Annotated in this window: 20 protein-coding genes; 16 read left to right on the top strand and 4 right to left on the bottom strand. The window is 65.5% G+C overall.

Features of this window, described 5'->3' with window-relative positions:
- Positions 1 to 28 precede the first annotated feature (28 nt).
- On the top strand, positions 29 to 892 hold the full coding sequence (locus tag P7A97_RS02190) for a proline/glycine betaine ABC transporter permease (protein ID WP_277688283.1): 864 nt from the start codon (positions 29 to 31) through the stop codon (positions 890 to 892).
- Positions 889 to 2,076, top strand: a complete 1,188-nt coding sequence (locus P7A97_RS02195) for a glycine betaine/L-proline ABC transporter ATP-binding protein (RefSeq protein WP_277688284.1) — start codon at positions 889 to 891, stop codon at positions 2,074 to 2,076. The genes P7A97_RS02190 and P7A97_RS02195 overlap by 4 nt, the downstream gene beginning before the upstream one ends.
- 133 nt (positions 2,077 to 2,209) lie before the next feature.
- Here the strand turns inward: P7A97_RS02195 and P7A97_RS02200 are convergent, their stop codons facing one another.
- A complete protein-coding gene (locus P7A97_RS02200) occupies positions 2,210 to 4,387 on the bottom strand; it encodes a malate synthase G (protein ID WP_277688285.1) in 2,178 nt (725 codons plus the stop codon).
- 273 nt (positions 4,388 to 4,660) lie between these two features.
- Between P7A97_RS02200 and P7A97_RS02205 the strand changes: the two genes are divergently transcribed.
- Both P7A97_RS02205 and P7A97_RS02210 read left to right on the top strand, forming a co-directional pair.
- Positions 4,661 to 5,104 carry a GNAT family N-acetyltransferase gene (locus P7A97_RS02205; protein ID WP_277688286.1) on the top strand — a complete coding sequence of 148 codons (444 nt, stop codon included), beginning with the start codon at positions 4,661 to 4,663 and terminating at the stop codon, positions 5,102 to 5,104.
- Positions 5,105 to 5,151: 47 nt separating this feature from the next.
- Positions 5,152 to 5,670, top strand: a complete 519-nt coding sequence (locus tag P7A97_RS02210) for an ACT domain-containing protein (protein WP_277688287.1) — start codon at positions 5,152 to 5,154, stop codon at positions 5,668 to 5,670.
- A 711-nt stretch (positions 5,671 to 6,381) separates the two neighbouring features.
- On the opposite strand, the gene rarD is transcribed toward P7A97_RS02210, so the two are convergent.
- From rarD to P7A97_RS02225, 3 genes are all read right to left on the bottom strand, one after another.
- On the bottom strand, positions 6,382 to 7,278 hold the full coding sequence (gene rarD, locus P7A97_RS02215) for an EamA family transporter RarD (protein WP_277688288.1): 897 nt from the start codon (positions 7,276 to 7,278) through the stop codon (positions 6,382 to 6,384).
- 327 nt (positions 7,279 to 7,605) lie between these two features.
- Positions 7,606 to 8,580: a serine/threonine protein kinase gene (locus tag P7A97_RS02220; RefSeq protein WP_277688289.1), complete on the bottom strand. Its 975-nt coding sequence runs from the start codon at positions 8,578 to 8,580 to the stop codon at positions 7,606 to 7,608.
- 33 nt (positions 8,581 to 8,613) lie between these two features.
- Positions 8,614 to 9,348: a ComF family protein gene (locus P7A97_RS02225; protein ID WP_277688290.1), complete on the bottom strand. Its 735-nt coding sequence runs from the start codon at positions 9,346 to 9,348 to the stop codon at positions 8,614 to 8,616.
- A gap of 58 nt (positions 9,349 to 9,406) precedes the next feature.
- On the opposite strand from P7A97_RS02225, the gene bioB reads away from it, so the two are divergent.
- From bioB to P7A97_RS02285, 12 genes are all read left to right on the top strand, one after another.
- The gene (bioB, locus tag P7A97_RS02230) at positions 9,407 to 10,462 is read left to right on the top strand and encodes a biotin synthase BioB (RefSeq protein ID WP_277688291.1); all 1,056 of its coding nucleotides are present in this window, start codon (positions 9,407 to 9,409) and stop codon (positions 10,460 to 10,462) included.
- A gap of 93 nt (positions 10,463 to 10,555) precedes the next feature.
- Positions 10,556 to 11,725: an 8-amino-7-oxononanoate synthase gene (gene bioF / locus P7A97_RS02235; RefSeq protein ID WP_277688292.1), complete on the top strand. Its 1,170-nt coding sequence runs from the start codon at positions 10,556 to 10,558 to the stop codon at positions 11,723 to 11,725.
- A complete protein-coding gene (locus tag P7A97_RS02240; protein WP_277688293.1) occupies positions 11,718 to 12,449 on the top strand; it encodes an alpha/beta fold hydrolase in 732 nt (243 codons plus the stop codon). Before bioF ends, P7A97_RS02240 begins: the two co-directional genes overlap by 8 nt.
- Positions 12,442 to 13,242, top strand: a complete 801-nt coding sequence (gene bioC, locus P7A97_RS02245; protein WP_277688294.1) for a malonyl-ACP O-methyltransferase BioC — start codon at positions 12,442 to 12,444, stop codon at positions 13,240 to 13,242. The genes P7A97_RS02240 and bioC overlap by 8 nt, the downstream gene beginning before the upstream one ends.
- A gap of 88 nt (positions 13,243 to 13,330) precedes the next feature.
- The gene (gene bioD / locus P7A97_RS02250) at positions 13,331 to 14,008 is read left to right on the top strand and encodes a dethiobiotin synthase (RefSeq protein ID WP_277688295.1); all 678 of its coding nucleotides are present in this window, start codon (positions 13,331 to 13,333) and stop codon (positions 14,006 to 14,008) included.
- 96 nt (positions 14,009 to 14,104) lie between these two features.
- Positions 14,105 to 14,401, top strand: coding sequence for a hypothetical protein (locus P7A97_RS02255; protein WP_277688296.1), 297 nt, complete (start codon positions 14,105 to 14,107; stop codon positions 14,399 to 14,401).
- 45 nt (positions 14,402 to 14,446) lie between these two features.
- Entirely contained in the window at positions 14,447 to 15,202 is a 756-nt protein-coding gene (locus P7A97_RS02260) for a putative metalloprotease CJM1_0395 family protein (RefSeq protein WP_277688297.1), read from the top strand.
- A gap of 169 nt (positions 15,203 to 15,371) precedes the next feature.
- On the top strand, positions 15,372 to 17,177 hold the full coding sequence (locus P7A97_RS02265) for a phenylacyl-CoA dehydrogenase (RefSeq protein ID WP_277688298.1): 1,806 nt from the start codon (positions 15,372 to 15,374) through the stop codon (positions 17,175 to 17,177).
- A 166-nt stretch (positions 17,178 to 17,343) separates the two neighbouring features.
- On the top strand, positions 17,344 to 18,636 hold the full coding sequence (locus tag P7A97_RS02270) for a GGDEF domain-containing protein (protein ID WP_277688299.1): 1,293 nt from the start codon (positions 17,344 to 17,346) through the stop codon (positions 18,634 to 18,636).
- A gap of 121 nt (positions 18,637 to 18,757) precedes the next feature.
- Positions 18,758 to 20,548: an acyl-CoA dehydrogenase C-terminal domain-containing protein gene (locus P7A97_RS02275; RefSeq protein ID WP_277688300.1), complete on the top strand. Its 1,791-nt coding sequence runs from the start codon at positions 18,758 to 18,760 to the stop codon at positions 20,546 to 20,548.
- Between the two features lie 189 nt (positions 20,549 to 20,737).
- Positions 20,738 to 22,516: an acyl-CoA dehydrogenase C-terminal domain-containing protein gene (locus tag P7A97_RS02280; protein WP_277688301.1), complete on the top strand. Its 1,779-nt coding sequence runs from the start codon at positions 20,738 to 20,740 to the stop codon at positions 22,514 to 22,516.
- 305 nt (positions 22,517 to 22,821) lie between these two features.
- On the top strand, positions 22,822 to 26,394 hold the full coding sequence (locus P7A97_RS02285; RefSeq protein WP_277688302.1) for a DUF2339 domain-containing protein: 3,573 nt from the start codon (positions 22,822 to 22,824) through the stop codon (positions 26,392 to 26,394).
- Position 26,395: the final 1 nt, after the last annotated feature.

Raw genomic sequence — 26,395 nt, forward strand, 5'->3', positions numbered from 1 at the left:
CTGTTGCCCTTCCTGCTAGAGAAATCCTATGTCGAATTCCTTTCCTGAATTGCTCCCCGCGCGGGACATGCGCCAGGCCATCGACCAGTTCGTCGAGCAGCTGGTGACCCAGTACGCAGACAGCCTGGAACGTCTGTCCGCGCCTTTCCTGCATCTGCTGGTGTGGCTTGAGCAGCTGTTGCGTGGCGCCCCCTGGTGGCTGGTGGTGCTGGCCGTCGCCGGTCTGGCCTGGCTGGCCAGCCGGCGCATCGGTCTGGCCGTGGCGATGGCCGCGCTGCTCTGCGTGGTCGGGCTGCTCGGCCTGTGGGATCGAGGCATGCAGACCCTGGCCCTGATGATCATGGCCACCGGTCTGTCGGTGGTGATCGGTATTCCCACCGGCATCCTGATGTCGCGCTCGGACTGGCTGCGTAAACTGATGCTGCCGGTACTCGACGTCATGCAGACCATGCCCGGCTTCGTCTACCTGATTCCGGTGGTGATGCTGTTCGGCCTGGGCAAGATCCCGGCGATCATCGCCACGGTGATCTACGCCGTACCGCCGCTGATCCGCCTCACCGACCTGGGCATCCGCCTGGTCGATGCCGAAGTGCTGGAAGCCTCGCGCGCTTTCGGTGCCAATGCCCGCCAGCAACTGTTCGGCGTGCAGCTGCCACTGGCCCTGCCGAACATCATGGCCGGCATCAACCAGACCACCATGATGGCCCTGTCGATGGTAGTGATCGCCTCGATGATCGGCGCCCGTGGCCTCGGCCAGGAGGTGCTGCTGGGCATCAACCGCCTGGAGGTCGGCCGTGGCCTGCTGGCCGGTATTGCCATCGTCGCCCTGGCGATCATCTTCGACCGCATCACCCAGGCCTACGGCAAGCGTCAGAGTGGAGAGCGCCCATGAGCAAGATCGAAGTCCGTGGCATCTACAAGCTGTTCGGCAAGCAGCCCGAGGCCTGGCTGGACAAGGCCCGCGCCGGCATGAGCAAGGAGCAGATGCTGGCCGAGGGCAAGCACGTGCTTGGCCTGCGCGATATCAGCCTGAGCATCGAGGCCGGCAGCATCTATGTGATCATGGGCCTTTCCGGTTCCGGCAAGTCGACCCTGATCCGCCACTTCAACCGCCTGATCGAGCCGACCGCCGGCGAGATCCTGGTCGATGGTCAGGACGTGATGAAGCTGGCGCCGCGCGAGCTGGAACGCTTCCGTCAGCGCACCATGAGCATGGTGTTCCAGCGCTTCGGCCTGTTGCCGCACCACAGCGTGCTGGACAACGCCGCCTACGGCCTGAAGATCCAGGGCGTGGCCCGCGCCGAGCGCGAAGCCAAGGCGCGCCACTGGCTGGAGCAGGTCGGCCTGGCCGGCTTCGAACAGCAGTTCCCGCACCAGCTGTCCGGCGGCATGCAGCAGCGCGTCGGCCTGGCCCGCGCGCTGGCCACCGATGCCGAGATTCTGCTGATGGACGAGGCCTTCTCCGCGCTCGACCCGCTGATCCGCCGCGAGATGCAGGACCAGTTGCTGGAGCTGCAGGCCAAGCTGAACAAGACCATCGTGTTCATTACCCACGACCTCGACGAAGCCCTGCGCCTGGGCAACCGCATCGCCATCCTCAAGGACGGCGCGCTGGTGCAGGAAGGGACGCCCGAGGACATCCTGCTGCACCCGGCCAACGACTACGTGCAGGCCTTCCTGCAGGACGTCAACCGCGGCAAGGTGCTCACCGTGTCCCATGCCACGCGCGCGGGCAAGTTGACCCTGACCACCCGTACCGAGCCGGCCGCGGCGTTGCAGCGTCTGCAGCAGCTGGGGCTGGATTACGCGCCGGTGCTGGATGGCAAGGCTCTGCGCGGGGTGCTCACCGTGAGCGCGGCGCAGCGGGCCCTGGCCGAGAACGCACGCTCGATTGCCGGTTTCCTCGACGAAGTGGCCTCGGTGCCCGCCGACACCGGCCTGGACAGCGTGCTGGCGCAGATGCTCCAGGCTCGCCAGCCGCTGGCGGTGACCGGTGATGACGGCGAGTTCGTCGGCTGGCTGTCGCGCAGCAAGGTGGTCGAGCTGGTCAGCCCTCCGGAGCAGCCGGCAGAGTAGGTCGCCGGCCCTCCTGGCCTGCAGGTGGGGCTGGGGGCGTATGTTGGGCTTCGCTGCACTACCCAGCCCGTCGGCATCCGCCGGGCAATAAAAAACCGCCCTCAAGGGCGGTTTTTTTCACTGCAGCGACGCGTTAGAGGCCGTTGGCGGCCTTGAACTCGCGGCGGCGGCGGTGCAGGACCGGCTCGGTGTAGCCGTTCGGCTGCTTGGTGCCTTCGACTACCAGTTCCAGGGCGGCCTGGAAGGCGATGTTGCTGTCGAAGTTCGGCGCCAGCGGGCGGTACAGCGGGTCATTGGCGTTCTGGCGATCCACGACCGGGGCCATGCGCTTGAGGCTCTCGACTACCTGCTCCTCGGTGACCACGCCGTGGCGCAGCCAGTTGGCCAGCAGCTGGCTGGAGATACGCAGGGTGGCGCGGTCTTCCATCAGGCCGACGTCGTTGATGTCCGGCACCTTGGAGCAGCCGACGCCCTGGTCGATCCAGCGCACCACGTAACCGAGGATGCCCTGCGAGTTGTTGTCCAGTTCGTTCTGGATTTCCTCAGGCGTCCAGTTGGTGTTCGGCGCCAGCGGGATGGTCAGGATGTCGTCCACCGAGGCCGGGGTGCGCTTGGCCAGTTCGGCCTGACGGGCGAACACGTCAACCTTGTGGTAGTGCAGGGCGTGCAGGGTGGCGGCGGTCGGCGACGGGACCCAGGCGGTGTTGGCGCCGGACAGCGGGTGAGCGACTTTCTGCTCGACCATCGCAGCCATCAGGTCAGGCATGGCCCACATGCCCTTGCCGATCTGCGCGCGGCCTTGCAGGCCGGTGGCCAGGCCGATGTCGACGTTGTTGTTCTCGTAGGCACCGATCCACTTCTCGGACTTCATGGCGGCCTTGCGCACCACGGCGCCGGCTTCCATGGAGGTGTGGATTTCGTCACCGGTACGGTCGAGGAAGCCGGTGTTGATGAACACCACGCGCTCGCTGGCGGCCTTGATGCACGCCTTGAGGTTGACGGTGGTGCGGCGCTCTTCGTCCATGATGCCGACTTTCAGGGTGTTGCGCGGCAGGCCGAGGACGTCTTCGACGCGGCTGAAGATTTCGCCGGCGAAGGCGACTTCTTCCGGGCCGTGCATCTTCGGCTTCACGATGTACACGGAGCCGGTGCGAGTGTTCTTGCGGCTGGTGTTGCCATTCAGGTTGTGGATGGCGATCAGGCTGGTGAACAGGCCGTCCTGGATGCCTTCCGGAACTTCGTTGCCGGCGGCGTCGAGGATGGCCGGGTTGGTCATCAGGTGGCCGACGTTACGCACGAACAGCAGGCTGCGGCCGTGCAGGGTCAGCTCGGAGCCGTCGACCTGGGTGTAGACGCGGTCCGGGTTCATGGTGCGGGTGAAGGTCTGGCCGCCCTTGCTGACTTCTTCAGCCAGATCGCCCTTCATCAGGCCCAGCCAGTTGCGGTAGACCACGACCTTGTCGTCGGCATCGACGGCGGCCACGGAGTCTTCGCAGTCCATGATGGTGGTCAGGGCGGCTTCCATCAGCACGTCCTTGACGCCGGCGGCATCGGTCTGGCCGATCGGGCTGTTGGCGTCGATCTGGATCTCGAAGTGCAGGCCGTTGTGCTTGAGTAGCACGGCAACCGGTGCAGCGGCTTCGCCCTGGAAGCCGATCAGCTGCGCATCGTCGCGCAGGCCGGTGTTGCTGCCGCCCTTGAGGCTGACGACCAAGCGGCCGTCGACGATCTTGTAGGCGGTGGAGTCGACGTGGGAGCCGGCGGCCAGCGGCGCGGCTTCGTCGAGGAAGGCGCGGGCGAAGGCGATGACCTTGTCGCCACGGACCTTGTTGTAGCCCTTGCCCTTCTCGGCGCCGCCTTCTTCGCTGATCACGTCGGTGCCGTACAGCGCGTCGTACAGCGAGCCCCAGCGGGCGTTGGAGGCGTTCAGGGCGAAGCGTGCGTTCATCACCGGCACGACCAGCTGCGGGCCGGCCAGGCGGGCGATTTCTTCGTCGACATTCTGCGTGGTGGCCTGGAAGTCGGCCGGCTCCGGCAGCAGGTAGCCGATTTCCTGGAGGAAGGCCTTGTAAGCAGCGGCGTCATGCGCCTGGCCTTTGCGCGCCTGGTGCCAGGCATCGATCTGGGCCTGCAGCTCATCACGTTTGGCCAGCAGGGCACGGTTCTTCGGGGCCAGATCGTTGATCACGGCTTCGGCGCCAGCCCAGAACGTGTCGGCAGCGATGCCGGTACCGGGGATGGCTTCATTGTTAATGAAGTCGTAAAGGGCTTTGGCGACCTGCAGACCACCAACTTGAACGCGTTCAGTCATTGCTTGCCTCACTCTGCTCAGGACCAGCTCAAAAACCAGGCGGGACGCCATGTAGTTCGAGCCGCGGAATACTACATGAAGCTTCTGGAAAAATCAGTGGAGTTGCGTCGCGGATAGACCGAAAGGCGCATATTAGTCACGTAGCGCCATATATGTTCTCAAATATTTCAATAATTGTTCTAGGTAAATCTATAAACGGTACACAATTTATCTGGCTGCGTTGCAGTGACGCCGCGTCGCACCCGCTATGCTGTGGTTTTCTGGAGATTCGACATGTCGATAAACCGTGCTGCAGTTGCCGATCTTGACGCCCTCGTCCCGCTGTTCTGTGGCTATCTGACGTTTTATCAGCGTGAGCATGACGAGGCCGAGGTGCTCCGTTTCCTCGCGCAGCGCCTGGAGCGGGGCGAGTCGGTGGTGTACCTGGCTCGTGATGGCCAGGGCCGTGCGCAGGGCTTCGTCCAGCTCTATCCGTTCTTCGCGTCGCTGCAGTTGTCACCGGCCTGGTTGCTCAGCGATCTGTTCGTTGCGCCAGCGGCGCGCCGTCAGGGGTTGGCCGAGGCGCTGATGGACAGCGCCCGCGTCCATGCCGAGGCTACGGGGGCCTGTGGCCTGCAGCTGGAGACGGCCAAGGATAATTTCGCCGGCCAGGCGCTCTACGAAAAGCTTGGCTATGTGCGCGATGAGGTGTTCTATACCTACTGGCTCGCGCTCTGATTCGCTGCCGAGCGCACCTTATTTCGAACTGCCGCAAGGAGTTACCCGTGGATCATCTGGTTCTCACCGTTATCGCCCCGGATCAGCCGGGCCTGGTCGAACGCATCGCTCAATGCATCGCCGCGCATGGCGGCAACTGGCTGGAAAGCCGCATGTCGCGCATGGCCGGGCAGTTCGCCGGCATCCTGCGGGTGGCCGTGCCGAGCGAGAGCCGCGATGAGCTGACGGCCGGTCTGCAGGGCCTGAACAGCCAGGGCATTCGCGTGCTGGTGGCCGAAAGTGGGGTGGAGCCGGCCAGCGAGTGGAAGCCGATCCTGCTCGACCTGGTGGGCAATGACCGCCCCGGCATCGTGCGCGATATCACTCGGCTGCTGGCCGAGAACGGCGTCAATCTGGAGCGTCTGAATACCGAAGTCGCGCCGGCGCCGATGAGCAGTGAACTGCTGTTCCATGCCGAAGCGCTGCTGGCGGTGCCGCTGACCCTGTCGCTGGATCAGCTGCGCGAGCGCCTGGAGACCCTGGCCGATGACCTGATGGTAGAGCTGAACCTGCGCAGCGAGGATTGACCACAACTATCCCCGATTTGTGGGGGTGAAGCTGTGGATAGTCTGGGGAGCCCCGGCGCACTGCCTAGTGCCCCGGGGCTTTCTATTGCCTGATCAAAAAAGCCGCATCGTCAGTGGCTTGTGCACAAACGCCGGGGATGGCTCTGTGGATAGTGCGGGGATGGATGGCGCCAGGCCAGGCGTGGCGGCTCCCGCCGGCCGTTGCGCGTATTTCGTCCAGTGTTGGGCGGCAGCAGGATATCCCCGAAAGCTGTGGATGAAGCTGTGGGAGAGCTGGGGGATAGCGGCCCCAGCCCAGCAGCAGCGCGGGCTGCGCGGTTTCGTGCAGAAAATCGACAGGTCGCCGAGCTTGCGCACAGAGGGCGTGGATGACTCTGTGGGTAAGGCCGGTATGCACCGTTGAGAGCCTGATATGCCTAGGCTTCGCCGGTTTTGCGCAGTATTTGTTCAACGCTTGCGGGGCGGCTGAGCGGTGGATGGCGCCAGCGCCCCTGTCGTTGCCGACTATCCCCGGTTTCCCGGGATAGCCCTGTGCATAAGATGGGGGCGTCTGGCTGCAGGCCGCGCAGGGCGGCGCCTGGCGCCGTCTGAGCAGAAACTGGCCAGCGCCGCCTGGCTTGTGCACAGAGCCTGGGGATCGGCCTGTGGAAAAGCTTGGGAACAACCGCGCCAGGCCAGAAGCGGCGCGGTTTTGTCGGAACTGTTCGTTTTCTAGGCGGTCTGCCCGCGGCGGCGCATGCCCAGCCAGATATCCAGGCTGTAGATAAACAGCGCCGCCCAGATGCAGACGAAGGACAGCAGCTTGCTCGACTCCAGTGTCTCACCGAACAGCAGCACCGCCTGCAACAGCACCAGGGTCGGGGCGATGTACTGCAGGAAACCCAGTGTGGTGTAGGGCAGGTGGCGCGCGGCGGCGTTGAAGCACAGCAGCGGCACCAGGGTGATCGGCCCGGCGGCGATCAGCCAGAGCGCCTCGCTGCTGCTCCAGAAATCGGGTTGGGCGCTGACCGCTGCCGGATGCAGGAGCAGCCAGCCGATCGCCACCGGCAGCAGCAGCCAGGTTTCCACCACCAGCCCGGGCAACGCAGCGACCGGTGCCTGCTTGCGGATCAGCCCGTAGAAACCGAAGGTCAGTGCCAGTACCAGCGATACCCACGGAAGGCTGCCGACCTGCCACAGCTGCTGCAGCACGCCGACAGCGGCCAGACCGACCGCGACCCACTGCAGGCGGCGCAGGCGCTCGCCGAGCAGCAGCATGCCGAGCAGCACGTTGATCAGCGGGTTGATGTAGTAGCCCAGGCTGGCCTCCAGCATGCGCCCGTTGTTCACCGCCCAGACATACACCAGCCAGTTGCTGGCGATCAGCAGGCCGCTGCCGGTGAGCACCGCCAGGCGTTTGGGATTGTCGCGCAGTTCGCGCCACCAGCCGGGGTGCTTCCACAGTTGTAGCAAAATCATGCCGAACAGCGCCGACCACAGCGCCCGGTGCACCACGATTTCCAGTGGCGGCACCGCCTGGATGGCTTTGAAGTAGAGCGGGAACAGGCCCCAGATGATGTAGGCGGCAATGCCGAGGATGTAGCCCCGAGTGGGGAGGGCGGTGGCCATGACGGTCCTTGGTGGTTAGGCAGCTAACAAAGTCAGCTGATTCTAGTGCCGGCCCAGGGAGTTTGTCTGTGTGATCAGCTTTGTTCGGAGAAGGGCGCGTGCAATGGCCGTAAGGAAGGTTTTACAGGGGGCTGATGGTCTTTAAGGGGGGCTTTGTATCAGTGCTTAACCCGTCGCGGCTAAAGCCGCTCCCACAGGACCATGTGTTGGCTTTTGTAGGAGCGGCTTTAGCCGCGATCAAGAGTGAACAACCCTGCAGTGCCTGTCTTTGATCGGCGCGCCGCTTCGCTACTGCCGTGTTATCGCGCTCGCTTAAACAAAAGGGCTTCAGAACAACCGCAACGGCTCCTCGTCCAGCGCCGCCAGCTGCTCGCGCAGCGCGAGGATCTGGTCGCCCCAGTAGCGTTCGTTGGCGAACCAGGGGAAGGCCAGCGGGAAGGCCGGGTCGTCCCAGCGGCGGGCGATCCAGGCGCTGTGGTGCATCAGGCGCAGGGCGCGCAGGCCTTCGATCAAGGCCAGTTCGCGGCTGTCGAAGTCGTGGAACTCCTGGTAGCCGTCCATCAGCTCGGACAGCTGGCCCAGGCGCTCCTGGCGCTCACCGGCGAGCATCATCCATAGGTCCTGCACGGCCGGGCCCATGCGGCAGTCGTCGAGGTCGACGATATGGAAGGCGTCGTCGCGGTGCAGCAGGTTGCCGGGGTGGCAGTCGCCGTGCAGGCGGATCGGTGTGTAGCGCACGCGGGCAAACAGCTCGTCCAGGCGCCCCAGCAGATCGCGCGCCACCGACTCGTAGGCCGGCAGCAGGCTGCGGGGAACGTAGTCGCCCTCCAGTAGCGTCGCCAGCGAGGCATGACCGAAGTTGTCCACCGCCAGCGTTTCGCGATGCTCGAAGGGGCGGCTGGCGCCCACGCCATGCAGACGCCCGAGTAGCTGGCCCAGGCGGTACAGCTGGTCCAGGTTGCCCGGTTCCGGCGCGCGGCCGCCGCGGCGGGGGAACAGGGCAAAGCGAAAGCTGGCGTGCTCGAACAGGCTCTCACCATCGCGTTGCAGTGGCGCCACCACCGGTACTTCGCAGTCGGCCAGCTCCTGGCTGAAGGCATGTTCCTCGCGAATCGCCGCGTCGCTCCAGCGCTGCGGACGGTAGAACTTGGCGATCAGTGGCTGCTCGCCTTCGATGCCCACCTGATAGACGCGGTTCTCGTAGCTGTTCAGCGCCAGCACGCGGGCGTCGCTGAGGTAGCCGAGGCTCTCCACGGCGTCGAGGACCAGGTCGGGGGTGAGGGTGGCGAAGGGATGATTCATGAGCGGCTCCAGTCGGGGCGCCCAGTGTAGCCCTCAATCGCCAGGTTTAGGGGTTCGGGCCAGGCAGTAGACGTCTACCCGCGTGGCGCCGGCCTTGGTCAGCAGACGAGCCAGGGTATCGGCGGTGGCGCCAGTGGTCAGCACGTCATCCACCAGGGCGAGGTGCCGCCCGGTGACCTGAGCCTGCGGGTGCAGGGCGAAGGCCTGGCGCAGATTGCGTTTGCGTGCGGCGGCGTCGAGCTCCTGCTGGTGCGCGCCTTCCTGCGGGCGTTGTAGCCAGTGCGGCTGCATGTTCAGCTGCAGGCTCTCGGCGAGCCAGCTGGCGAGCATGCCGGCCTGGTTGAAACCGCGCTGGCGCAGGCGCTTGCGCCCAAGCGGCACCGGTAGCAGCAGGTCGGGACGGGGCAGGCCTTCGGCGAAGGCATGTTGCAGATGATGTGACAACAAGGCTGCCAGCAGGCGTCCCATCGGCCACTGCTGCTGATGCTTGAAGCGGGTGATCAGGCTGTCCACCGGAAAGGCATAGCGCCACGGTGCTTCGACCCGGGAAAAACCGGGTGGGCGTTTCTGACATTGCCCACACAGCAAGCCCGCGCCAGGCAGCGGCAAGGCGCAGACCTGGCAATGCTCGGCCAGCCAGGGCAGCTCGGCCTCGCAGGCGCTGCACAGCGGCTCGGTGGTGTCGGTCTGCTCGTCGCAGATCAGGCACCGCTGTTTGTTTTTTGTCCAGATGTAAACTGCTTTATCTTCGCGTGGTTGACAGCGCATGGTCCTTCCCTTGACGATGCCTCAGCCGTGTTGCACAGCCTAGAACAAGGATTACCCCATGAGCGCCAGTACCGCTTCCGTTACCCGTCACGATTGGTCTCTCGCCGAGGTCAGGGCGCTGTTCGAGCAGCCTTTCAATGACCTGCTGTTCCAGGCCCAGACCGTGCACCGCGCGCATTTTGATCCCAATCGCGTGCAAGTCTCGACCCTGCTGTCGATCAAGACCGGCGCCTGCCCGGAAGACTGCAAGTACTGCCCGCAGTCCGGTCACTACAACACCGGCCTCGACAAAGAAAAGCTGATGGAAGTGCAGAAGGTGCTCAAGGCCGCCGAAGAGGCCAAGGCCATCGGCTCCACGCGCTTCTGCATGGGCGCGGCGTGGAAGCACCCGTCGGCCAAGGACATGCCCTATGTGCTGGAAATGGTCAAAGGCGTGAAGAAGCTCGGCCTGGAAACCTGCATGACCCTGGGCAAGCTCGATCAGGAGCAGACCAAGGCGCTCGCCGAAGCGGGCCTGGACTACTACAACCACAACCTCGATACCTCGCCGGAGTTCTACGGCAACATCATCACCACCCGCACCTACAGCGAACGCCTGCAGACCCTGGCCTACGTGCGCGAGGCGGGAATGAAGATCTGCTCCGGCGGCATCCTCGGCATGGGCGAGTCGGTGGACGACCGCGCTGGCCTGCTGATCCAGCTGGCCAACCTGCCGGAGCATCCGGAGTCGGTGCCGATCAACATGCTGGTGAAAGTGAAGGGCACGCCGCTGGCCGAGGAGAAGGACGTCGATCCGTTCGACTTCATCCGTACCCTGGCCGTGGCGCGGATCATGATGCCGAAGTCGCATGTGCGCCTGTCCGCCGGTCGCGAGCAGATGAACGAGCAGATGCAGGCCCTGGCCTTCATGGCCGGTGCCAATTCGATCTTCTACGGCGAGAAGTTGCTGACCACCGCCAACCCGCAGGCGGACAAGGACATGGCCCTGTTCAAGCGCCTCGGCATCAAGCCGGAGGAGCGCGAGGAGCACGCCGACGAAGTGCACCAGGCTGCCATCGAGCAGGCGCTGGTCGAGCAGCGTGATGCCAAGCTGTTCTACGACGCCGCGGTCTGACGTTCCACACTCCCTGCTTGTGGGAGCGGCTTCAGCCGCGATGCTTTTCGGCACTCGCGGCTGACGTTGTTCCTGCAGCCATCAAGGTTGTTCATGTCTTTCGATCTTGCCTCGCGCCTGGCCGAACGCCGCGCCGCCCACCTGTATCGCCAGCGCCCGTCGCTGGAAGGCCCGCAAGCGCCACGGGTGCGGGTCGACGGCCGCGAGCTGCTGGCCTTCTGTTCCAACGACTACCTGGGCCTGGCCAATCACCCCGAGGTGATCCGTGCCCTGCAGCAGGGCGCGGAGAAATGGGGGGTCGGCGGCGGCGCCTCGCACCTGGTGATCGGTCACAGCACGCCGCACCACGAACTGGAAGAGGCGCTGGCCGAGTTCACCGGCCGCCCGCGCGCGCTGTTGTTCTCCACCGGCTACATGGCCAATCTGGCTGCCGTCACCGCGCTGGTAGGTCAGGGCGACAGCGTGCTTGAGGATCGCCTCAACCACGCCTCGCTGCTGGATGCCGGGCTACTGTCCGGTGCGCGTTTCTCGCGCTATCTGCACAACGATGCAGTCAGTCTGGCCAGCCGTTTGGAGAAAGCCACGGGCAATGCCCTGGTGGTCACCGACGGCGTGTTCAGCATGGACGGCGACCTGGCCGACCTGCCGGCACTCTGTGCCGAAGCGCGCAGCAAAGACGCCTGGGTGATGGTGGATGACGCCCATGGCTTCGGCCCGCTGGGCGCCACGGGTGGCGGCATCGTCGAGCATTTTGGCCTGGGACTCGAGGATGTACAGGTACTGGTCGGCACCCTGGGCAAGGCGTTCGGCACGGCCGGAGCCTTCGTCGCCGGCAGCGAAGAGCTGATCGAAACCCTGATCCAGTTCGCCCGCCCGTACATCTACACCACCAGCCAGCCGCCGGCGGTGGCCTGCGCCACGCTGAAGAGCCTGGAGCTGCTGCGTGCAGAGGGGTGGCGCCGCGAGCATCTGAACCGGCTGATCACGCGCTTTCGCGCCGGCGCCGCAGAGATCGGCCTGCGCCTGATGGACAGCCCGACGCCGATCCAGCCGATCCTGGTCGGCGACAGTGAGCGCGCGTTGAAACTCTCGGCGCTGCTGAAAGACCGCGGCTTGCTGGTCGGCGCCATCCGCCCGCCAACCGTGCCGGCCGGCAGTGCGCGCTTGCGCGTGACGTTCTCCGCGAGCCATACCGAGGCACAGCTCGAACAGCTCCTCGAAGCGTTGGCCGAATGCTGGCCGCAGGTGAATGGTGATGCGTGACCGACTGATTCTGTTGCCCGGCTGGGGGCTCGGCAGCCTGCCGCTGGAGGTGCTGGCTGAAGCCCTGCGCGGTCTTGATCCGGCGCTCAAGGTGGAGATCGAGCCGCTGCCTGAGTTGCTCAGTGGCGAGCCCCGTGACTGGCTGCTGGAGCTGGACGAACGCCTGCCCGCCGACACCTGGCTCGGCGGCTGGTCGCTGGGCGGCATGCTTGCCAGTGAACTGGCCGCGCTGCGCGGCGAGCGCTGTCGCGGCCTGCTGACCCTGGCCAGCAATCCCTGTTTCGTCGCGGGCAGAGACTGGCCATTTGCGATGGACGAAACCACCTTCGACGCCTTCGTCGCCGGTTGCCGCGAGCATCCGCAGGCAACGCTGAAGCGCTTCGCCCTGCTCTGTACCCAGGGCGCCGATGAGGCACGCAGCCTGGCGCGGCAGCTGCAGACCGCGGCGCCGCAGCAGGCCCCCGAGGTGCTGCTGGCCGGTCTGGAAGTGCTGGGCAGTTTCGACGGGCGCAGCGCCATCCAGCGCTTCGCCGGGCCGCAACTGCACCTGCTGGCCGGCGCCGATGCGCTGGTGCCGGCCGAGGTCGCCGGCGAGTTGCTGCTGTTGCAACCGGATATCGAAGTCGGCCTGATCGAAGGCGTCAGCCATGCCTTCCCGCTGGAACGCCCGCACGAAGTGGCGGCGGCCATCGAGGCCTTCATCAGCGAGGCACGCGATGACTGACTGGCACGAACAAAACGGTCTGCCGGACAAGCGCCGGGTGGCGGCCTCCTTCTCCCGCGCTGCCGCCAGCTACGACAGCGTGGCAGCCCTGCAGCGCGATGTCGGCATCGAGCTGCTGGCGCGCCTGCCGGTGCAGCCGCCGCAGCGCTGGCTCGATCTCGGCTGTGGCACCGGCCACTTCAGCCGTGTGCTGGCGACGCGCTTCCCGCAGGCCGAGGGCATTGCCCTGGATCTGGCCGAAGGCATGCTGCAGCACGCGCGCCCGCTGGGCGGCGCACAGCGCTTCGTCGCCGGTGATGCGGAGAGCCTGCCGCTACGCGACGGTTGCCTGGACCTGATCTACACCAGCCTGGCGGTGCAATGGTGCGCCGACTTCACGGCCGTACTCGACGAGGCGCACCGCGTGCTCCGCCCCGGTGGCGTGCTGGCATTCAGCAGTCTCTGTGTCGGCACCCTCCAGGAACTGCGCGACAGCTGGCAGGCGGTGGACGGCTTCGTCCACGTCAACCGCTTCCGCCGCTTCGCCGACTATCAGCAACTGTGTGCCGAGAGCGGCCTGCACGGGGTGAGCCTGGAGCGCAGGGCCAAGGTGCTGCACTTCCCCGACCTGCGCGTGCTGACCCACGAATTGAAGGCGCTTGGTGCGCACAACCTCAACCCCGGACGCCCCGGTGGGCTGACCGGCCGTGCCCGCATCCGCGCATTGGTCGATGCCTACGAGCGCTTCCGTCAGCCGGCAGGGCTGCCCGCGACCTACCAGGTGGTATACGGCGTCCTGCGCAAGGAATATTGAAAATGACGCGGGCCCATTTCGTTACCGCCAGCCACCCCCTGCTGTTGGATGAGCTGGTGGGCCAGGAGATGCGAGGAGAAATCCGGACATGAAACAGGCGTATTTCGTTACCGGCACCGACACGGAAATCGGCAAGACCACCATCGCCTCCGGGTTGCTGCATGCGGCGCGGCAGGCCGGCCTGAGCACGGCGGCGGCCAAGCCGGTGGCCTCTGGCTGTGTGCAGACAGCGGAAGGGCTGCGCAATGATGACGCCCTGGCGCTGCTCGGCGAGTGCTCGCTGCCGCTGACCTATGCCGAGGTCAATCCATTTGCGTTCGAGCCGGCCATCGCTCCGCACCTGGCGGCGCGTGAAGCGGGTATGCAACTGGATGTGGCCGGCCTGCTGCCGGCCGTGCGGCACGTCGTGGCAAAAGGCGCGGACTTCACCCTGGTCGAGGGCGCTGGTGGTTGGCGCGTACCTCTGGCGGGGGAAGAAAGTCTCTCCGACCTGGCCCGCGCCCTCGGCCTGCCGGTGATCCTAGTGGTCGGCGTGCGTCTGGGCTGCATCAACCACGCCGTGCTGACGGCTGAGGCGATTCGCCGTGACGGGTTACGCCTGGCCGGCTGGGTGGCCAATATCGTCGATCCGCAGACCTCGCGCCTGCAGGACAATCTGGCGACTTTGGCCGAACGGCTGAACGCTCCGTGCCTGGGCCAGGTGCCATACCTGGAGGCGCCGAGCCCGGCGGCCATCGCCGCTCACCTTCGACTGCCTGAGTTATAAGCCAGCGGTCGGTGATTGCGCTTTTGCTGTACATTTTTTGAGCGTTTTCTGCTTCAATTGCTGGCAAGAGTCTGTCCCCGTCAGGGAGTCATCTGTATGGAAATCTCCGGTAACGCCTTCAGCGCAGGTCTCAGCGGCATTCAGGCCGGGCAGCGTCGTGTCGAACAGGCCGCCGGCGAAATCGCCAGCTATGCCGTCACCGCGCCGCCCGCCAATCAGACCCAGGGACCGGAACAGGTCAATCCTGGTCGCGAAAGCCAGGCCAATGGCTCGGTCGACCTGGCCGAAAGCCTGGTGGGGCTCACCCAGGGGCGTAATGAAGTACAGGCCAGCGCACGTGTAGTGGAGACTGCCGACGAAGTGCTGGGTACCCTGATCGATACTCGCGCCTGAGCGGAGTAACCCGAGGGCTCGCCCTGCCGGGCGAGGAGGAGTTTCATGCTGATCGGCAGCGCCACGCTCTATGTTGCGCCTTTGCCGTTGCCCCAGGCGGCCCGCCCCGTTTCGTCCAGCCTTTCGTTGCCCTCTTCTGGCGAAGAGCCGCTTTCGACCAGTCAGCCGGCCGAATCCGAAGAGTCGACTGCACTGCGCGAGGAGTCTGCCAGCGCCTCATCCGCGCAGCCGGATGGAGAGAAGCCGCCCCCCCGTGAAGCCCAGCAGCAGCGTCAGGAACAGCTGGAAATCGCTGAACTCGTCAGCCGCGACCGCGAAGTCCGTGCCCACGAGCAGGCTCATGCCGCGGTAGGCGGCAGCTACGCCGGTGCGCCGACCTACAGTTTCAAGACGGGCCCCGATGGTCGGCGCTATGCCGTCGGCGGCGAGGTGAGCATCGACACCAGCCCGATCCCCAACGACCCGGAAGCGACCCTGCGCAAGATGGAGGTGGTGATCCGCGCCGCCTTGGCCCCGGCCGAGCCGTCGGCGCAGGATCGACGGGTCGCCGCGCAGGCCAGTGTGCAGGCGGCAGAGGCGAGGGTCGAACTTGCCCAGCAGCAGCGCGAAGAGCAGGTCGCTGCCGCCGAGGAGCGCGCCGCCCTGCGTGCTGAACGCGAGGCGGAGGAGGAGAAAGCGGACAAGACCGCCACCGATTCGGCTGCCTCGCAGCAAGGGCTGCCTGAGCCACCTAGACTGGATTTGTATCTGCGTCTTGCCCAGTTGCAGAACCCCGAGCCTGTGGTCGATCTGTCCGTCTAAAGAGTGACGGGCGGATGCTTGACAAGGGTAGGGCGTAAACGTATGTTTCAAACGCCTGTTTGAGTGCCGGGCCGGTAAGTGCCTGCCGGGCGCCGGGAGAAATCCCGCGAACGACCGCTCCAGACGGTCACCCTAAACACTAAGGAATCCACCGTAGAGGTTTACCGCTATGCCTGAGTACAAGGCCCCCTTGCGTGATATCCGCTTCGTTCGCGACGAACTGCTCGGCTACGAAGCGCACTATCAGAGCCTGCCGGCTTGCCAAGATGCTACCCCGGACATGGTCAACGCCATCCTCGAGGAAGGCGCCAAGTTCTGTGAGCAAGTCATCGCTCCGCTGAACCGTGTGGGTGACACCGAGGGCTGTACCTGGACTCCGGAAGGCGTGAAGACTCCGACCGGCTTCAAGGAAGCCTACCAGCAGTTCGTTGAAGGCGGCTGGCCGAGCCTGGCCCATGACGTCGAGCACGGCGGCCAGGGTCTGCCGGAATCCTTGGGTCTGGCCATCAGCGAAATGGTTGGCGAAGCCAACTGGTCCTGGGGTATGTACCCGGGCCTGTCGCATGGCGCCATGAACACCATCTCCGAGCACGGCACCGACGAGCAGAAGCACACCTACCTGACCAAGCTGGTCTCCGGTGAGTGGACCGGCACCATGTGCCTGACCGAGCCGCACTGCGGTACCGACCTGGGCATGCTGCGCACCAAGGCCGAGCCGCAGGCTGATGGCTCCTACAAAGTGTCCGGCACCAAGATCTTCATCTCCGCTGGTGAGCACGACATGTCGGGCAACATTGTCCACATCGTGCTGGCCCGCCTGCCCGACGCCCCGCAGGGCACCAAGGGTATCTCCCTGTTCATCGTGCCGAAGTTCCTGCCGAACGCCGATGGTTCTGCCGGTGAGCGCAATAGCGTTTCCTGCGGTTCGATCGAGCACAAGATGGGCATCCACGGCAACGCCACCTGCGTGATGAACTTCGACGGTGCCACCGGCTACCTGATCGGCCCGGCCAACAAGGGCCTGAACTGCATGTTCACCTTCATGAACACTGCGCGTCTGGGTACCGCCCTGCAGGGTCTGGCCCACGCCGAAATCGGTTTCCAGGGTGGCCTGAAGTACGCTCGCGAGCGTCTGCAGATGCGTTCCCTGACTGGCCCGAAAGCGCCGGACAAGGCTGCTGACCCGATCATCGTCCACCCGGACGTGCGTCGCATGCTGTTGACCATGAAGGCGTTCGCCGAAGGCAACCGCGCCATGGTCTACTTCGCTGCCAAGCAGGTTGACCTGGTCAAGTACAGCCAGGACGAAGAAGAGAAGAAGGCCGCTGACGAGCTGCTGGCTTTCCTGACTCCGATCGCCAAGGCGTTCATGACCGAAGTCGGCTTCGAAGCGTCCTCCCACGGCATGCAGATCTATGGCGGCCACGGCTTCATCGCCGAGTGGGGCATGGAGCAGAACATGCGCGACTGCCGTATCTCGATGATGTACGAAGGCACCACCGGCGTTCAGGCCCTCGACCTGCTGGGTCGTAAGGTTCTGATGACCCAGGGCGGCGCGCTGAAGAACTTCACCAAGATCGTGCACAAGTTCTGCCAGGCCAACGAAGGTAACGAAGCCATCAAGGGCCTCGTTGCACCGCTGGCGCAGCTGAACAAGGAGTGGGGCGACATCACCATGAAGATCGGCATGGCTGCGATGAAAGATCGCGAAGAAGTCGGCGCCGCCTCCGTGGACTACCTGATGTACTCCGGCTACGCCTGCCTGGCCTACTTCTGGGCCGACATGGCGCGCCTGGCTGCCGAGAAACTGGCTGCCGGCACCGACGACGAGGCGTTCTACAAGGCCAAGTTGCAGACCGCGCGCTTCTACTTCCAGCGCATCCTGCCGCGTACCCGTGCCCACGTCGAAGCCATGCTGTCCGGCGCCAACAACCTGATGGAAATGGACGAAGAGCACTTCGCTCTGGGCTACTAAGCCCGGTCCGACCTCAGGTCAGAAAACCGCAGCCCTCGGGCTGCGGTTTTTTTTGCCTTGGGGAAACGTTTCGTCGCCTGCCTGGCAGAAACCGGCGGCAAGGTAGATGCCTGCGGCGGCCCGTGCAGGCAAAATGCCGCCTTTCTTGCCGGCTGGAGAATCCGCTGTGCCGCGCTTTACCGCCTACCGCCCCAGTCACGTGCTGACTTCCCTGCCGCTCTTGCTGGCCGGCCTGCTGGTGGCGCGCGTGGAACAGCTCAGCGAGTTCTTCCTGTCGCTGTTCAATGTGCTGCCTACGCTGCTGATGCTGCTCGGTGGGGCTTTCTGCGTGGCCTATGGTCGACAGCGTGAGCTGGCGGTGCTGGCGACTATCTACTTGGCCTATTTTCTGCTGGATATCCAGGTCGATCACTTCCGCGCGCAGGGGCGGGTGCGGGCAGATGCGGCGCTGGTTTTTCACCTGAGCTGCCTGCTGCTGCCGCTGCTTTATGGTTTGTTCGGTGCATGGCGTGAGCGCAGCCACCTGCTGCAGGACCTGCTGGCACGTGCTGCCGTGCTGCTGGCTATCACCGGCACGACCTGGGCCCTGGCTCGGCGTTTTCCGGAAGCTGTGCAGGCCTGGTTGGTGCAGATCCACTGGCCGCTCTGGCATGGCCAGTGGATGAACCTGATCCAGTTGTCCTATCCGCTTTTTTTGATCGCTGGGGTGCTGCTCGCGGTGCAGTACCTGCGGCAGCCCCGTCCTCTGCACATGGCGCTGTTGCTCGGCCTGTTTGGCTTGCTGTGGATGCTGCCCAACACCTTCATCAGGCCTCATGCGCTGCAGGTGATGAGTAGCCTGGTGATGCTGATGCTGGTCGCTGCCGTGGTTCACGAGGCGTATCAGATGGCCTTTCGCGACGAGCTCACCGGTCTGCCCGGGCGCCGTGCGCTCAATGAGCGGTTGGAGCGCCTGGGGCGTAACTATGTGCTGGCTATGACTGACGTCGATCACTTCAAGAAATTCAACGACACCCACGGTCACGATGTCGGTGATCAGGTGCTGCGCCTGGTGGCCAGCCAGTTGCGCAAGGTCGGCGGCGGCGGGCGAGCCTACCGTTATGGCGGCGAGGAGTTCACCCTGGTGTTCCCCGGCAAGAGCATCGAGGACTGTCTGCCCTACCTGGAGGCGGTGCGCCAGGCCATCGAGGCTTACCAGTTGCAGCTGCGCGACAAGCAGAGCCGGCCGAAGGATGATCAGCAGGGCCGTAACCGACGCGTTGGTCAGGCGGCGCAGAGTGTTTCGGTGACCATCAGCATCGGTGTGGCGGAGCGCGATGTCGAGCAGCGCACGCCGGTGGAGGTGATCAAGGCTGCCGACCAGGCGCTGTATGCGGCCAAGGGTGCGGGCCGCAATCGGGTTTCTGTCCACGGTCAGCGCCGGCGCGGCGCAGTACGGGTCAAGCCGCAGACCGGCTAGACAGTCGAGTTATGGTCGTGCATTCAGCGCTTGCAGCGTCGTTGTCGGGGCCGCCGGCCGCGCAGTAGCGTGGCAGGATCAGCGCGGCCGTCCCGGCGCGCGCCTCCGTGGAGAGTCTGCAATGCCCGAGTACAAAGCCCCGCTGCGCGACATGCGCTTTCTTGTCGACGAAGTGTTCGACTACGCCTCGACCTACAGCCAGATCGGCGCCAGCGATGCCACTCCGGATATGGTCAGCGCCATCCTCGAAGAGGGGGCGAAGTTCTGCGAGCAGGTATTGGCGCCGCTCAACCGCAGTGGTGACGAAGAAGGCGCGGTCTGGAACGAAGGCGTGGTGACCACGCCCAAGGGCTTCAAGGAAGCCTTTGCCCAGTATGTCGAGGGCGGCTGGAACGGCTTGTCGGCCGATACCAACTATGGCGGCCAGGGCCTGCCGCATTCGCTTGGCCTGATCATCTCGGAGATGGTCGGCTCAGCCAACACTTCTTGGGGCATGTACCCGGGCCTGACCCAGGGCGCCATGTCTGCCATTCACGCCCACGGCAGTGAAGAGCAGAAGCAGACCTACCTGACCCGACTCACCGAGGGTACCTGGACCGGCACCATGTGCCTGACCGAGCCGCACTGCGGCACCGACCTGGGCATCATCAAGACCCGCGCCGTGCCCCAGGCCGACGGCAGCTACGCGATCTCCGGCACCAAGATCTTCATCTCCGCCGGTGAGCACGACATGAGTCAGAACATCATCCACCTGGTGCTGGCCAAGCTGCCCGATGCGCCGGCCGGCACCAAGGGTATCTCGCTGTTCATCGTGCCCAAGTTCAACGTCAATGCCGACGGTTCGCTGGGCGATCGCAACGGCGTGAGCTGCGGCTCGATCGAACACAAGATGGGCATCAAAGCGTCGGCCACCTGCGTGATGAACTTCGACGAGGCCAAGGGCTTCCTGATTGGCGAGGCCAACAAGGGCCTCAACTGCATGTTCACCATGATGAACCATGCGCGTCTGGGCACCGGCATGCAGGGCCTGTGCAACGGCGAGGCCAGCTACCAGGGCGCCGTGCGCTATGCCCACGACCGCCTGCAGATGCGCGCGCTGACCGGACCGAAGGCACCGGACAAGCCGGCCGACCCGATCATCGTGCATCCGGACGTGCGGCGCATGTTGCTGACCATGAAGGCGTTCAACGAAGGTAACCGCGCGCTGGCCTACTTCACCGCACAGCTGCTTGACCTGAGCCACAGTCCGGACGCCGACGAGGCGGCTGCGGCAGAAAATCTGCTGGGCTTTCTGACCCCAATCTGCAAGGCCTTCATGACTGACACCGGCCTGGAGGTCACCAGCCTGGGCATGCAGGTGTTCGGCGGCCATGGCTACATCCGCGAGTGGGGCATGGAGCAGCTGATGCGCGACTGCCGCATCGCGCCGATCTACGAAGGCACCAACGGCATCCAGGCACTCGACCTGCTCGGGCGCAAGGTGCTGGGTAGCCAGGGCAAGCTGCTCGCCGGCTTCACCAAGATCGTGCACAAGTTCTGCGAGGCTCAGGCCGAGCATCCGCAGCTCAAGGCGCAGATCGCCGAACTGGCCAAGCTCAACCGCCAGTGGGGCGAGCTGACCCAGCGCATCGGCATGGCCGCGATGAAGAACCCGGACGAAGTCGGCGCCGCCTCGGTCGACTACCTGATGTACTCGGGCTACGTGGTGCTGGCCTACTTCTGGGCGCGCATGGGCGTGGTGGCTCAGGCGCAACTGGAGGCCGGCAGCGACGATGCCGACTTCTACCAGGCCAAGCTGGCCACCGGCGAGTTCTACTTCCGTCGCCTGCTGCCGCGCGCCTCCGCGCACCTGGCCGCTGCCGATGCCGGCAGCGATTGCCTGATGCGCCTGAGCGCCGAACAGTTCTTCTGACAGTCGGTCGATAGCCACAAAAGGCCCGCCTCGTGCGGGCCTTTTGCGTTAGTCAAGGTGGCTCTTGGGGTGTGAATTGTTGGTCATAACGTGAACCTATGTGTCTGAAAAGGTGTTCGGTTAGACTCGATTCTCTGCATCATTCGGCCGCATTTCGGCCGCGTCGTAGCTTCGCTTGAGGATAGTCAGATGGCCGATTACAAAGCTCCCCTGCGCGATATGCGCTTCGTGCTCAATGAAGTATTCGAGGTTTCCAAGCTGTGGGCCGAGCTGCCCGGCCTGGCCGAAGTGGTGGATGAAGACACCGCCGCCGCGATTCTCGAGGAAGCCGGCAAGGTGACCGGTGGCGTGATCGCCCCGCTGAACCGCAGCGGCGACGAAGAAGGCTGCTCCTGGACCGACGGCGTGGTGAAAACCCCGGCCGGTTTCCCCGAGGCCTACCAGACCTATGCCGAAGGTGGCTGGGTCGGCGTGGGTGGCGCACCGGAGTTCGGCGGCATGGGCATGCCGAAAGTGATCGGCGCCCAGGTCGAGGAGATGGTCAACTCGGCCAACCTGTCCTTCGGCCTGTACCCGATGCTGACTGCCGGCGCCTGCCTGTCGATCCTCAACCACGCCAGCGAAGAGCTGAAGGCGCAGTACCTGCCGAACATGTATTCCGGCGTCTGGGCCGGCTCTATGTGCCTGACCGAGCCGCATGCCGGCACCGACCTGGGCATCATCCGCACCAAGGCCGAACCGCAGGCCGACGGCAGCTACAAGATTACCGGCACCAAGATCTTCATCACCGGTGGCGAGCACGACCTGACCGAGAACATCGTTCACCTGGTGCTGGCCAAGCTGCCGGACGCCCCGGCCGGCCCGAAAGGCATCTCGCTGTTCCTGGTACCGAAGGTCATGGTCAATGCCGACGGCTCGCTGGGCGAGAAGAACTCGCTGTCCTGCGGCTCGATCGAGCACAAGATGGGCATCAAGGCTTCCGCCACCTGCGTGATGAACTTCGACGGCGCCACCGGCTGGATCGTCGACGAGCCTAACAAGGGCCTCAACGCCATGTTCACCATGATGAACTACGAGCGTCTGGGCGTCGGCATCCAGGGTCTGGCCCTGGGCGAGCGCTCCTACCAGAGCGCCATCGAGTACGCCCGCGACCGTATCCAGAGCCGCGCGCCGACCGGCCCGGTGAACAAGGACAAGGCTGCCGACCCGATCATCGTGCATCCGGACGTGCGCCGCATGCTGCTGACCATGAAGGCGCTGAACGAGGGCGGTCGCGCCTTCTCCAGCTACGTCGCCATGCAGCTGGACACCGCCAAGTACAGTGAAGACAAGGACACCCGCAAGCGTGCGGAAGAGCTGGTTGCCCTGCTGACCCCGGTAGCCAAGGCCTTCCTCACCGACATGGGCCTAGAAACCACCGTGCATGGCCAGCAGATCTTCGGCGGCCACGGCTTCGTCCGTGAGTGGGGCCAGGAGCAGCTGATCCGCGACTGCCGCATCACCCAGATCTACGAAGGCACCAACGGCATCCAGTCGCTGGACCTCATGGGCCGCAAGATCGTCGGTAGCGGTGGCAGCTTCTACAAGCACTTCAGTGACGAAGTGAAGGCCTTCATCGGCAGCGCCGATGCTTCGCTGGCCGAGTTCACTCAGCCGCTGCAAGCCGCCATCGCCAACCTCGACGAGCTGACCGCCTGGGTCATCGAGCAGGCCAAGGGCAACCCGAACGAGATCGGCGCCGCGTCGGTCGAGTACCTGCAGGTGTTCGGCTACACCGCCTACGCCTACATGTGGGCACTGATGGCTCGCACCGCGCTGGCCAAGCAGGGCGACGACGAGTTCTACGTGAGCAAGCTGGGCACCGCGCGTTTCTTCTTCGCCCGCCTGCTGCCGCGTACCCAGTCGCTGACCGCTTCGGTCAAGGCTGGTAGCGAGTCGCTATACCTGCTGGATGCCGCTCAGTTCTGAGCCTGACCCTGCTGTGAAAGCCCCGCTTCGGCGGGGCTTTTTCGTTTCTGCCGAAGGCTTTTGTGGGAGCGGCTTCAGCCGCGATTGGGGCGGTCGAGGTACTAGATAGGCAGCCATCGCGGCTGAAGCGGAATGCCGCCCAACCGCTCCCACAAATGGCCCGACCCCGGCCGTGAGCAAGCGAAGGATTGTGTCTGTGCGCCAGTTGGCCTACGTCTCTGTGTGGTGTGCAGGGCGCGCCGATATACTCGTCGCGCCCCGCGCCGTTCGCGGGCTTCGCCGTAATGGCTCAGGGATAACAACGCATGCAATGGATCTTCATGCTGGTCGGCCTGGTGCTCGGTGCGCTGGCCGGGGAATCGGTGACTTCGGCCCTGCTGGGTGGCCTGATCGGCCTGGGCGTTGGCCAGGCGCTGCGCTTGCAGCAACTCGGGGCCGACAACACGCGCCTGCGCAAGGAACTGAAGGACTTCGCCGAGCGCTTCGAGCGTGGCACCACGGCGGTGGTCGAGCGCCTGGTCAAGCTGGAAAGCGGCCAGCCGAGCGCACCTTCTGCAGCGCCCGTCGAGGAAGAGGCCGCAACCGAGCCTGAGCCCGTGTCGACAGCGGTCGCAGATGTGGCCGATGAACTGATCTGGGAGCTACCGGAACTGCCCGCGCAGAGCGCGGAACCCGCTGCCGAACCCTTGCGACCAATCCCCTCCGTCGCCCGCGAAATACCTGTCAGCCAGCCGCGCGCGAGCGAGCCACCGCGCCCGGCACCTCCCCGTGAACCCTCGCTTGTCGAGCGCGGTGTTGCCCTGGCCAAGGCCTGGCTGCTGGGCGGCAACACTGTGTTGCGCGTCGGCGTGGTGCTGCTGTTCCTCGGCCTAGCCTTCCTTCTGCGCTACGCCACCGAAGGCATGGTGGTGCCGGTGGAGTTGCGCTACGCCGGGGTGGCGGCCAGCGCCATTGCGTTGCTGGGGCTGGGCTGGTGGCTACGCACGCGTAACGAGAACTATGGCCTGATGCTGCAGGGCACAGGCATCGCCGTGCTGTACCTGACGGTGTTCGCCGCGATGCGCCTGCACCCCCTGCTCGACCCGAAAGTGGCCCTTGGCCTGCTGGTGCTGGTCACCGCGTTCTCGGCCATCCTCGCGGTGGCGCAGAACGCCCTGGGCCTGGCGGTGGCGGCCGCGCTCGGCGGCTTCGCCGCGCCGATCCTCACCTCCACCGGCAGCGGCAATCATGTGGCGCTGTTCAGCTACTTCATCCTGCTCAACGCCGGCATTCTCGCCATCGCCTGGTTCAAGGCTTGGCGTCTGCTCAACCTGGTCGGTTTTGTCGGCACCTTCGGCATAGGCCTGGCCTGGGGGCTGCGCTCCTACACGTCGGATCTGCTGTGGAGCACCGAGCCGTTCCTGGTGCTGTTCTTTCTCATGTACGTAGCCATCGGCCTGCTGTTCGCCCGGCGCAAGCTGCGCGAGGCCGAGGGCGCCCCTGAGCAGCGTGACGAGTTGCTGCGCTGGGCTCGTGGCCGTGCCGACTATGTCGATGGCACCGTACTGTTCGGCCCGCCGCTGGTAGGTTTCGGCCTGCAGTACGCCATCGTCCAGCATCTCGAACTGGCGGCCGCCTTCAGCGCCCTGGCTCTCGGCCTGTTCTACCTGGGGCTGGCCCGCCTGCTGCGTGGGCGCAATGTGCTGTTGTTGATGGAAACCTGCCTGGCGCTGGGCGTGGTGTTCGGCACCCTGGCCATTCCGCTGGGCCTGGATGCGCGTTGGACCTCGGCGGCCTGGGCGGTGGAGGGCGCCGGCATCTACTGGCTGGCCCTGCGCCAGGGGCGGCCGCTGGCCAGGATGTTCGCCCTGTTGCTGCAGGCTGGCGCGGCGCTGGCTTTCCTCGGTCAGCTCGACGTTGGCTACGACAACCTGCTGGAGGGCGCCCCGCTTGGTGCGCTGATGCTCGGTGCGGCGCTGTTGTTCAGCTTCTGGTGCTTGCGCCAGGCGCCGGTCGAGGCGACGCGCGCCTGGGAGCGTCGCGCGCTGCCGGTGCTGGCGGTGGCGGGGCTGCTGTTCCTCTATCTGATCGCGCCGCTATGCCTGGGCGCCGAGGGTACGGCCATCGCCTGGGCGCTGGCTGGCCTGGCCACGCTGTTCGCCGGTTTGCGTCTGCAGGCGCGCAGCTTCCTGTTCAGCGCTTTTGCCGTGCAGCTGCTGGGCGGCGCGGTGTTCCTCACCCAGTTGCGGGGTAGCGGGCTGGAAGAGGGGGGCGTGCTCGGTTCCGGTTGGCGCGGCCTGCTGGTCTGCTCGCTGATCGGTCTGGCGCTGGTGGCCGACATGCTGATTGCCGCACGCGACAAGCGGGTCAGCGAAGACCGCCGGCTGATGCGTGGCCTGTCGCTGGTACTGCTGGCGGGGCTGCTGTTCGTCAACCTGGCGGTACTGTTCGTTCTGCCCTGGCGCAGCGCGGCGGCGGTGTGGGCTGGTACGGGCCTGCTGATCATCTGGCTCAGTCTGCGTCTGCAGCTGCGCGCCAGCTTTCTATTTGGCCTTGTGCTGCAGGTGGTTGGCGGTATCGCCTTCCTCGCCGCCAGCCCGCTGCTGCTTGGGCATTTGCCGAGTGAGGGGCTGCGCCCGCTCGCTCATGCCGGCTTCTGGGCACCACTGGTGCTGGCGCTGGCTGCCCAGGTCGGTGCCTGGCGCCTGCGCCACGTCGTGCTGCGCCAGCAGGCCGGCGAGCTGGGCAGCCTGAGCCTGCAGCGCCTGTCTCAGGTGTTGCTGGCCTGGGGCGCCGGCTGGTGGGTGCTGGCCCTGGCCAGCGAGGTGCTGCGTTTCGTCGATGGCCCGCTGCATGGTGCTGCGCTGCTGGCGCTGGCGGCGCTCAGCGTGGCGCTGTGGGGCTGGCTGGCCGGACGTCTGCGTTGGCGTTCCCTGGCCTTGCTCTGCACGCTGCTGGTGCCGGCGGGCATGGTGATCCTGCTGCACCTGGGTGAGCGTGATTACCACCCGGCGGCCGCTTTCGGCTGGCTGGGCTGGGGCCTGCTGTTCGCCGTGCATCTGTGGTCGCTCAAGCGCCTGGCCGCGCTGTTGCCGGCCGGTGTGCGCAGCGCCGCCCATGTGCTCGGCTGCTGGCTGATCCTCGGCGTGCTGGCCCTGGAGCTGCGTTACGGGTTGATGCTGCTGGCCGAGCACTACAACGCCTGGCGCTGGCTGGGTTGGGCGCTGCTGCCAGGTCTGTACTTGCTGGCGATGGCGTCGGCGCGTCGCTGGCCCTGGCCGGTGGCGGCCTACCCGCGCGAGTACCGGGTGCTGGCCGCTGCGCCATTGGCGCTGCTGATGCTTGGCTGGCTGTGGCTGGCCAATATCGCCAGCGATGGCAGCGCCGACCCGCTGCCGTACCTGCCGCTGTTCAATCCGCTGGAGCTGGGCATGCTGCTGGTGCTGCTGGCGATCTATGCCTGGTTGCGCGGTGGCCTGCCGCAGCTTGGGCTGGCGGCACACGGCGAGCGCATCGCGCAGATCATCGCCGGCGCCTCGTTGTTCGCCGTGCTTACCGCCGCGGTATTCCGCGCGGCCCATCACTGGGGTGGGGTGCCCTACGAGCTGGATGCGCTGCTCGACTCCATGCTGGTGCAGGCCGGGTTGTCCATCGTCTGGACCCTGATCGCCCTGCCGTTGATGATCCTCGGCCACCTGCGCGGCCGCCGCGAGCTGTGGCTGCTGGGCGCGGCGCTGATCGCCGTGGTGGTGGCCAAGCTGTTCTTCGTCGAACTGGGCAACCGTGGTGGCCTGGAACGGATCATTTCCTTTATCGGTGTCGGCGTGTTGTTGCTGGTGGTCGGCTACTTCGCACCCTTGCCGCCCCGCAAAGCCGAATCTGCCGAGGTGAGCCCGTGAA

The sequence above is a fragment of the Pseudomonas sp. GOM6 genome (assembly GCF_029537485.1).
Classification (GTDB): domain Bacteria; phylum Pseudomonadota; class Gammaproteobacteria; order Pseudomonadales; family Pseudomonadaceae; genus Aquipseudomonas.

Coding starts and splice junctions, on each gene's coding strand:
- P7A97_RS02190 (WP_277688283.1), top strand. CDS start 29: ATGTCGAATTCCTTTCCTGAATTGCTCCCCGCGCGGGACATGCGCCAG.
- P7A97_RS02195 (WP_277688284.1), top strand. CDS start 889: ATGAGCAAGATCGAAGTCCGTGGCATCTACAAGCTGTTCGGCAAGCAG.
- P7A97_RS02200 (WP_277688285.1), bottom strand. CDS start 4,387: ATGACTGAACGCGTTCAAGTTGGTGGTCTGCAGGTCGCCAAAGCCCTT.
- P7A97_RS02205 (WP_277688286.1), top strand. CDS start 4,661: ATGTCGATAAACCGTGCTGCAGTTGCCGATCTTGACGCCCTCGTCCCG.
- rarD (WP_277688288.1), bottom strand. CDS start 7,278: ATGGCCACCGCCCTCCCCACTCGGGGCTACATCCTCGGCATTGCCGCC.
- P7A97_RS02220 (WP_277688289.1), bottom strand. CDS start 8,580: ATGAATCATCCCTTCGCCACCCTCACCCCCGACCTGGTCCTCGACGCC.
- P7A97_RS02225 (WP_277688290.1), bottom strand. CDS start 9,348: ATGCGCTGTCAACCACGCGAAGATAAAGCAGTTTACATCTGGACAAAA.
- bioB (WP_277688291.1), top strand. CDS start 9,407: ATGAGCGCCAGTACCGCTTCCGTTACCCGTCACGATTGGTCTCTCGCC.
- bioF (WP_277688292.1), top strand. CDS start 10,556: ATGTCTTTCGATCTTGCCTCGCGCCTGGCCGAACGCCGCGCCGCCCAC.
- P7A97_RS02240 (WP_277688293.1), top strand. CDS start 11,718: ATGCGTGACCGACTGATTCTGTTGCCCGGCTGGGGGCTCGGCAGCCTG.
- bioC (WP_277688294.1), top strand. CDS start 12,442: ATGACTGACTGGCACGAACAAAACGGTCTGCCGGACAAGCGCCGGGTG.
- bioD (WP_277688295.1), top strand. CDS start 13,331: ATGAAACAGGCGTATTTCGTTACCGGCACCGACACGGAAATCGGCAAG.
- P7A97_RS02255 (WP_277688296.1), top strand. CDS start 14,105: ATGGAAATCTCCGGTAACGCCTTCAGCGCAGGTCTCAGCGGCATTCAG.
- P7A97_RS02260 (WP_277688297.1), top strand. CDS start 14,447: ATGCTGATCGGCAGCGCCACGCTCTATGTTGCGCCTTTGCCGTTGCCC.
- P7A97_RS02265 (WP_277688298.1), top strand. CDS start 15,372: ATGCCTGAGTACAAGGCCCCCTTGCGTGATATCCGCTTCGTTCGCGAC.
- P7A97_RS02275 (WP_277688300.1), top strand. CDS start 18,758: ATGCCCGAGTACAAAGCCCCGCTGCGCGACATGCGCTTTCTTGTCGAC.
- P7A97_RS02280 (WP_277688301.1), top strand. CDS start 20,738: ATGGCCGATTACAAAGCTCCCCTGCGCGATATGCGCTTCGTGCTCAAT.
- P7A97_RS02285 (WP_277688302.1), top strand. CDS start 22,822: ATGCAATGGATCTTCATGCTGGTCGGCCTGGTGCTCGGTGCGCTGGCC.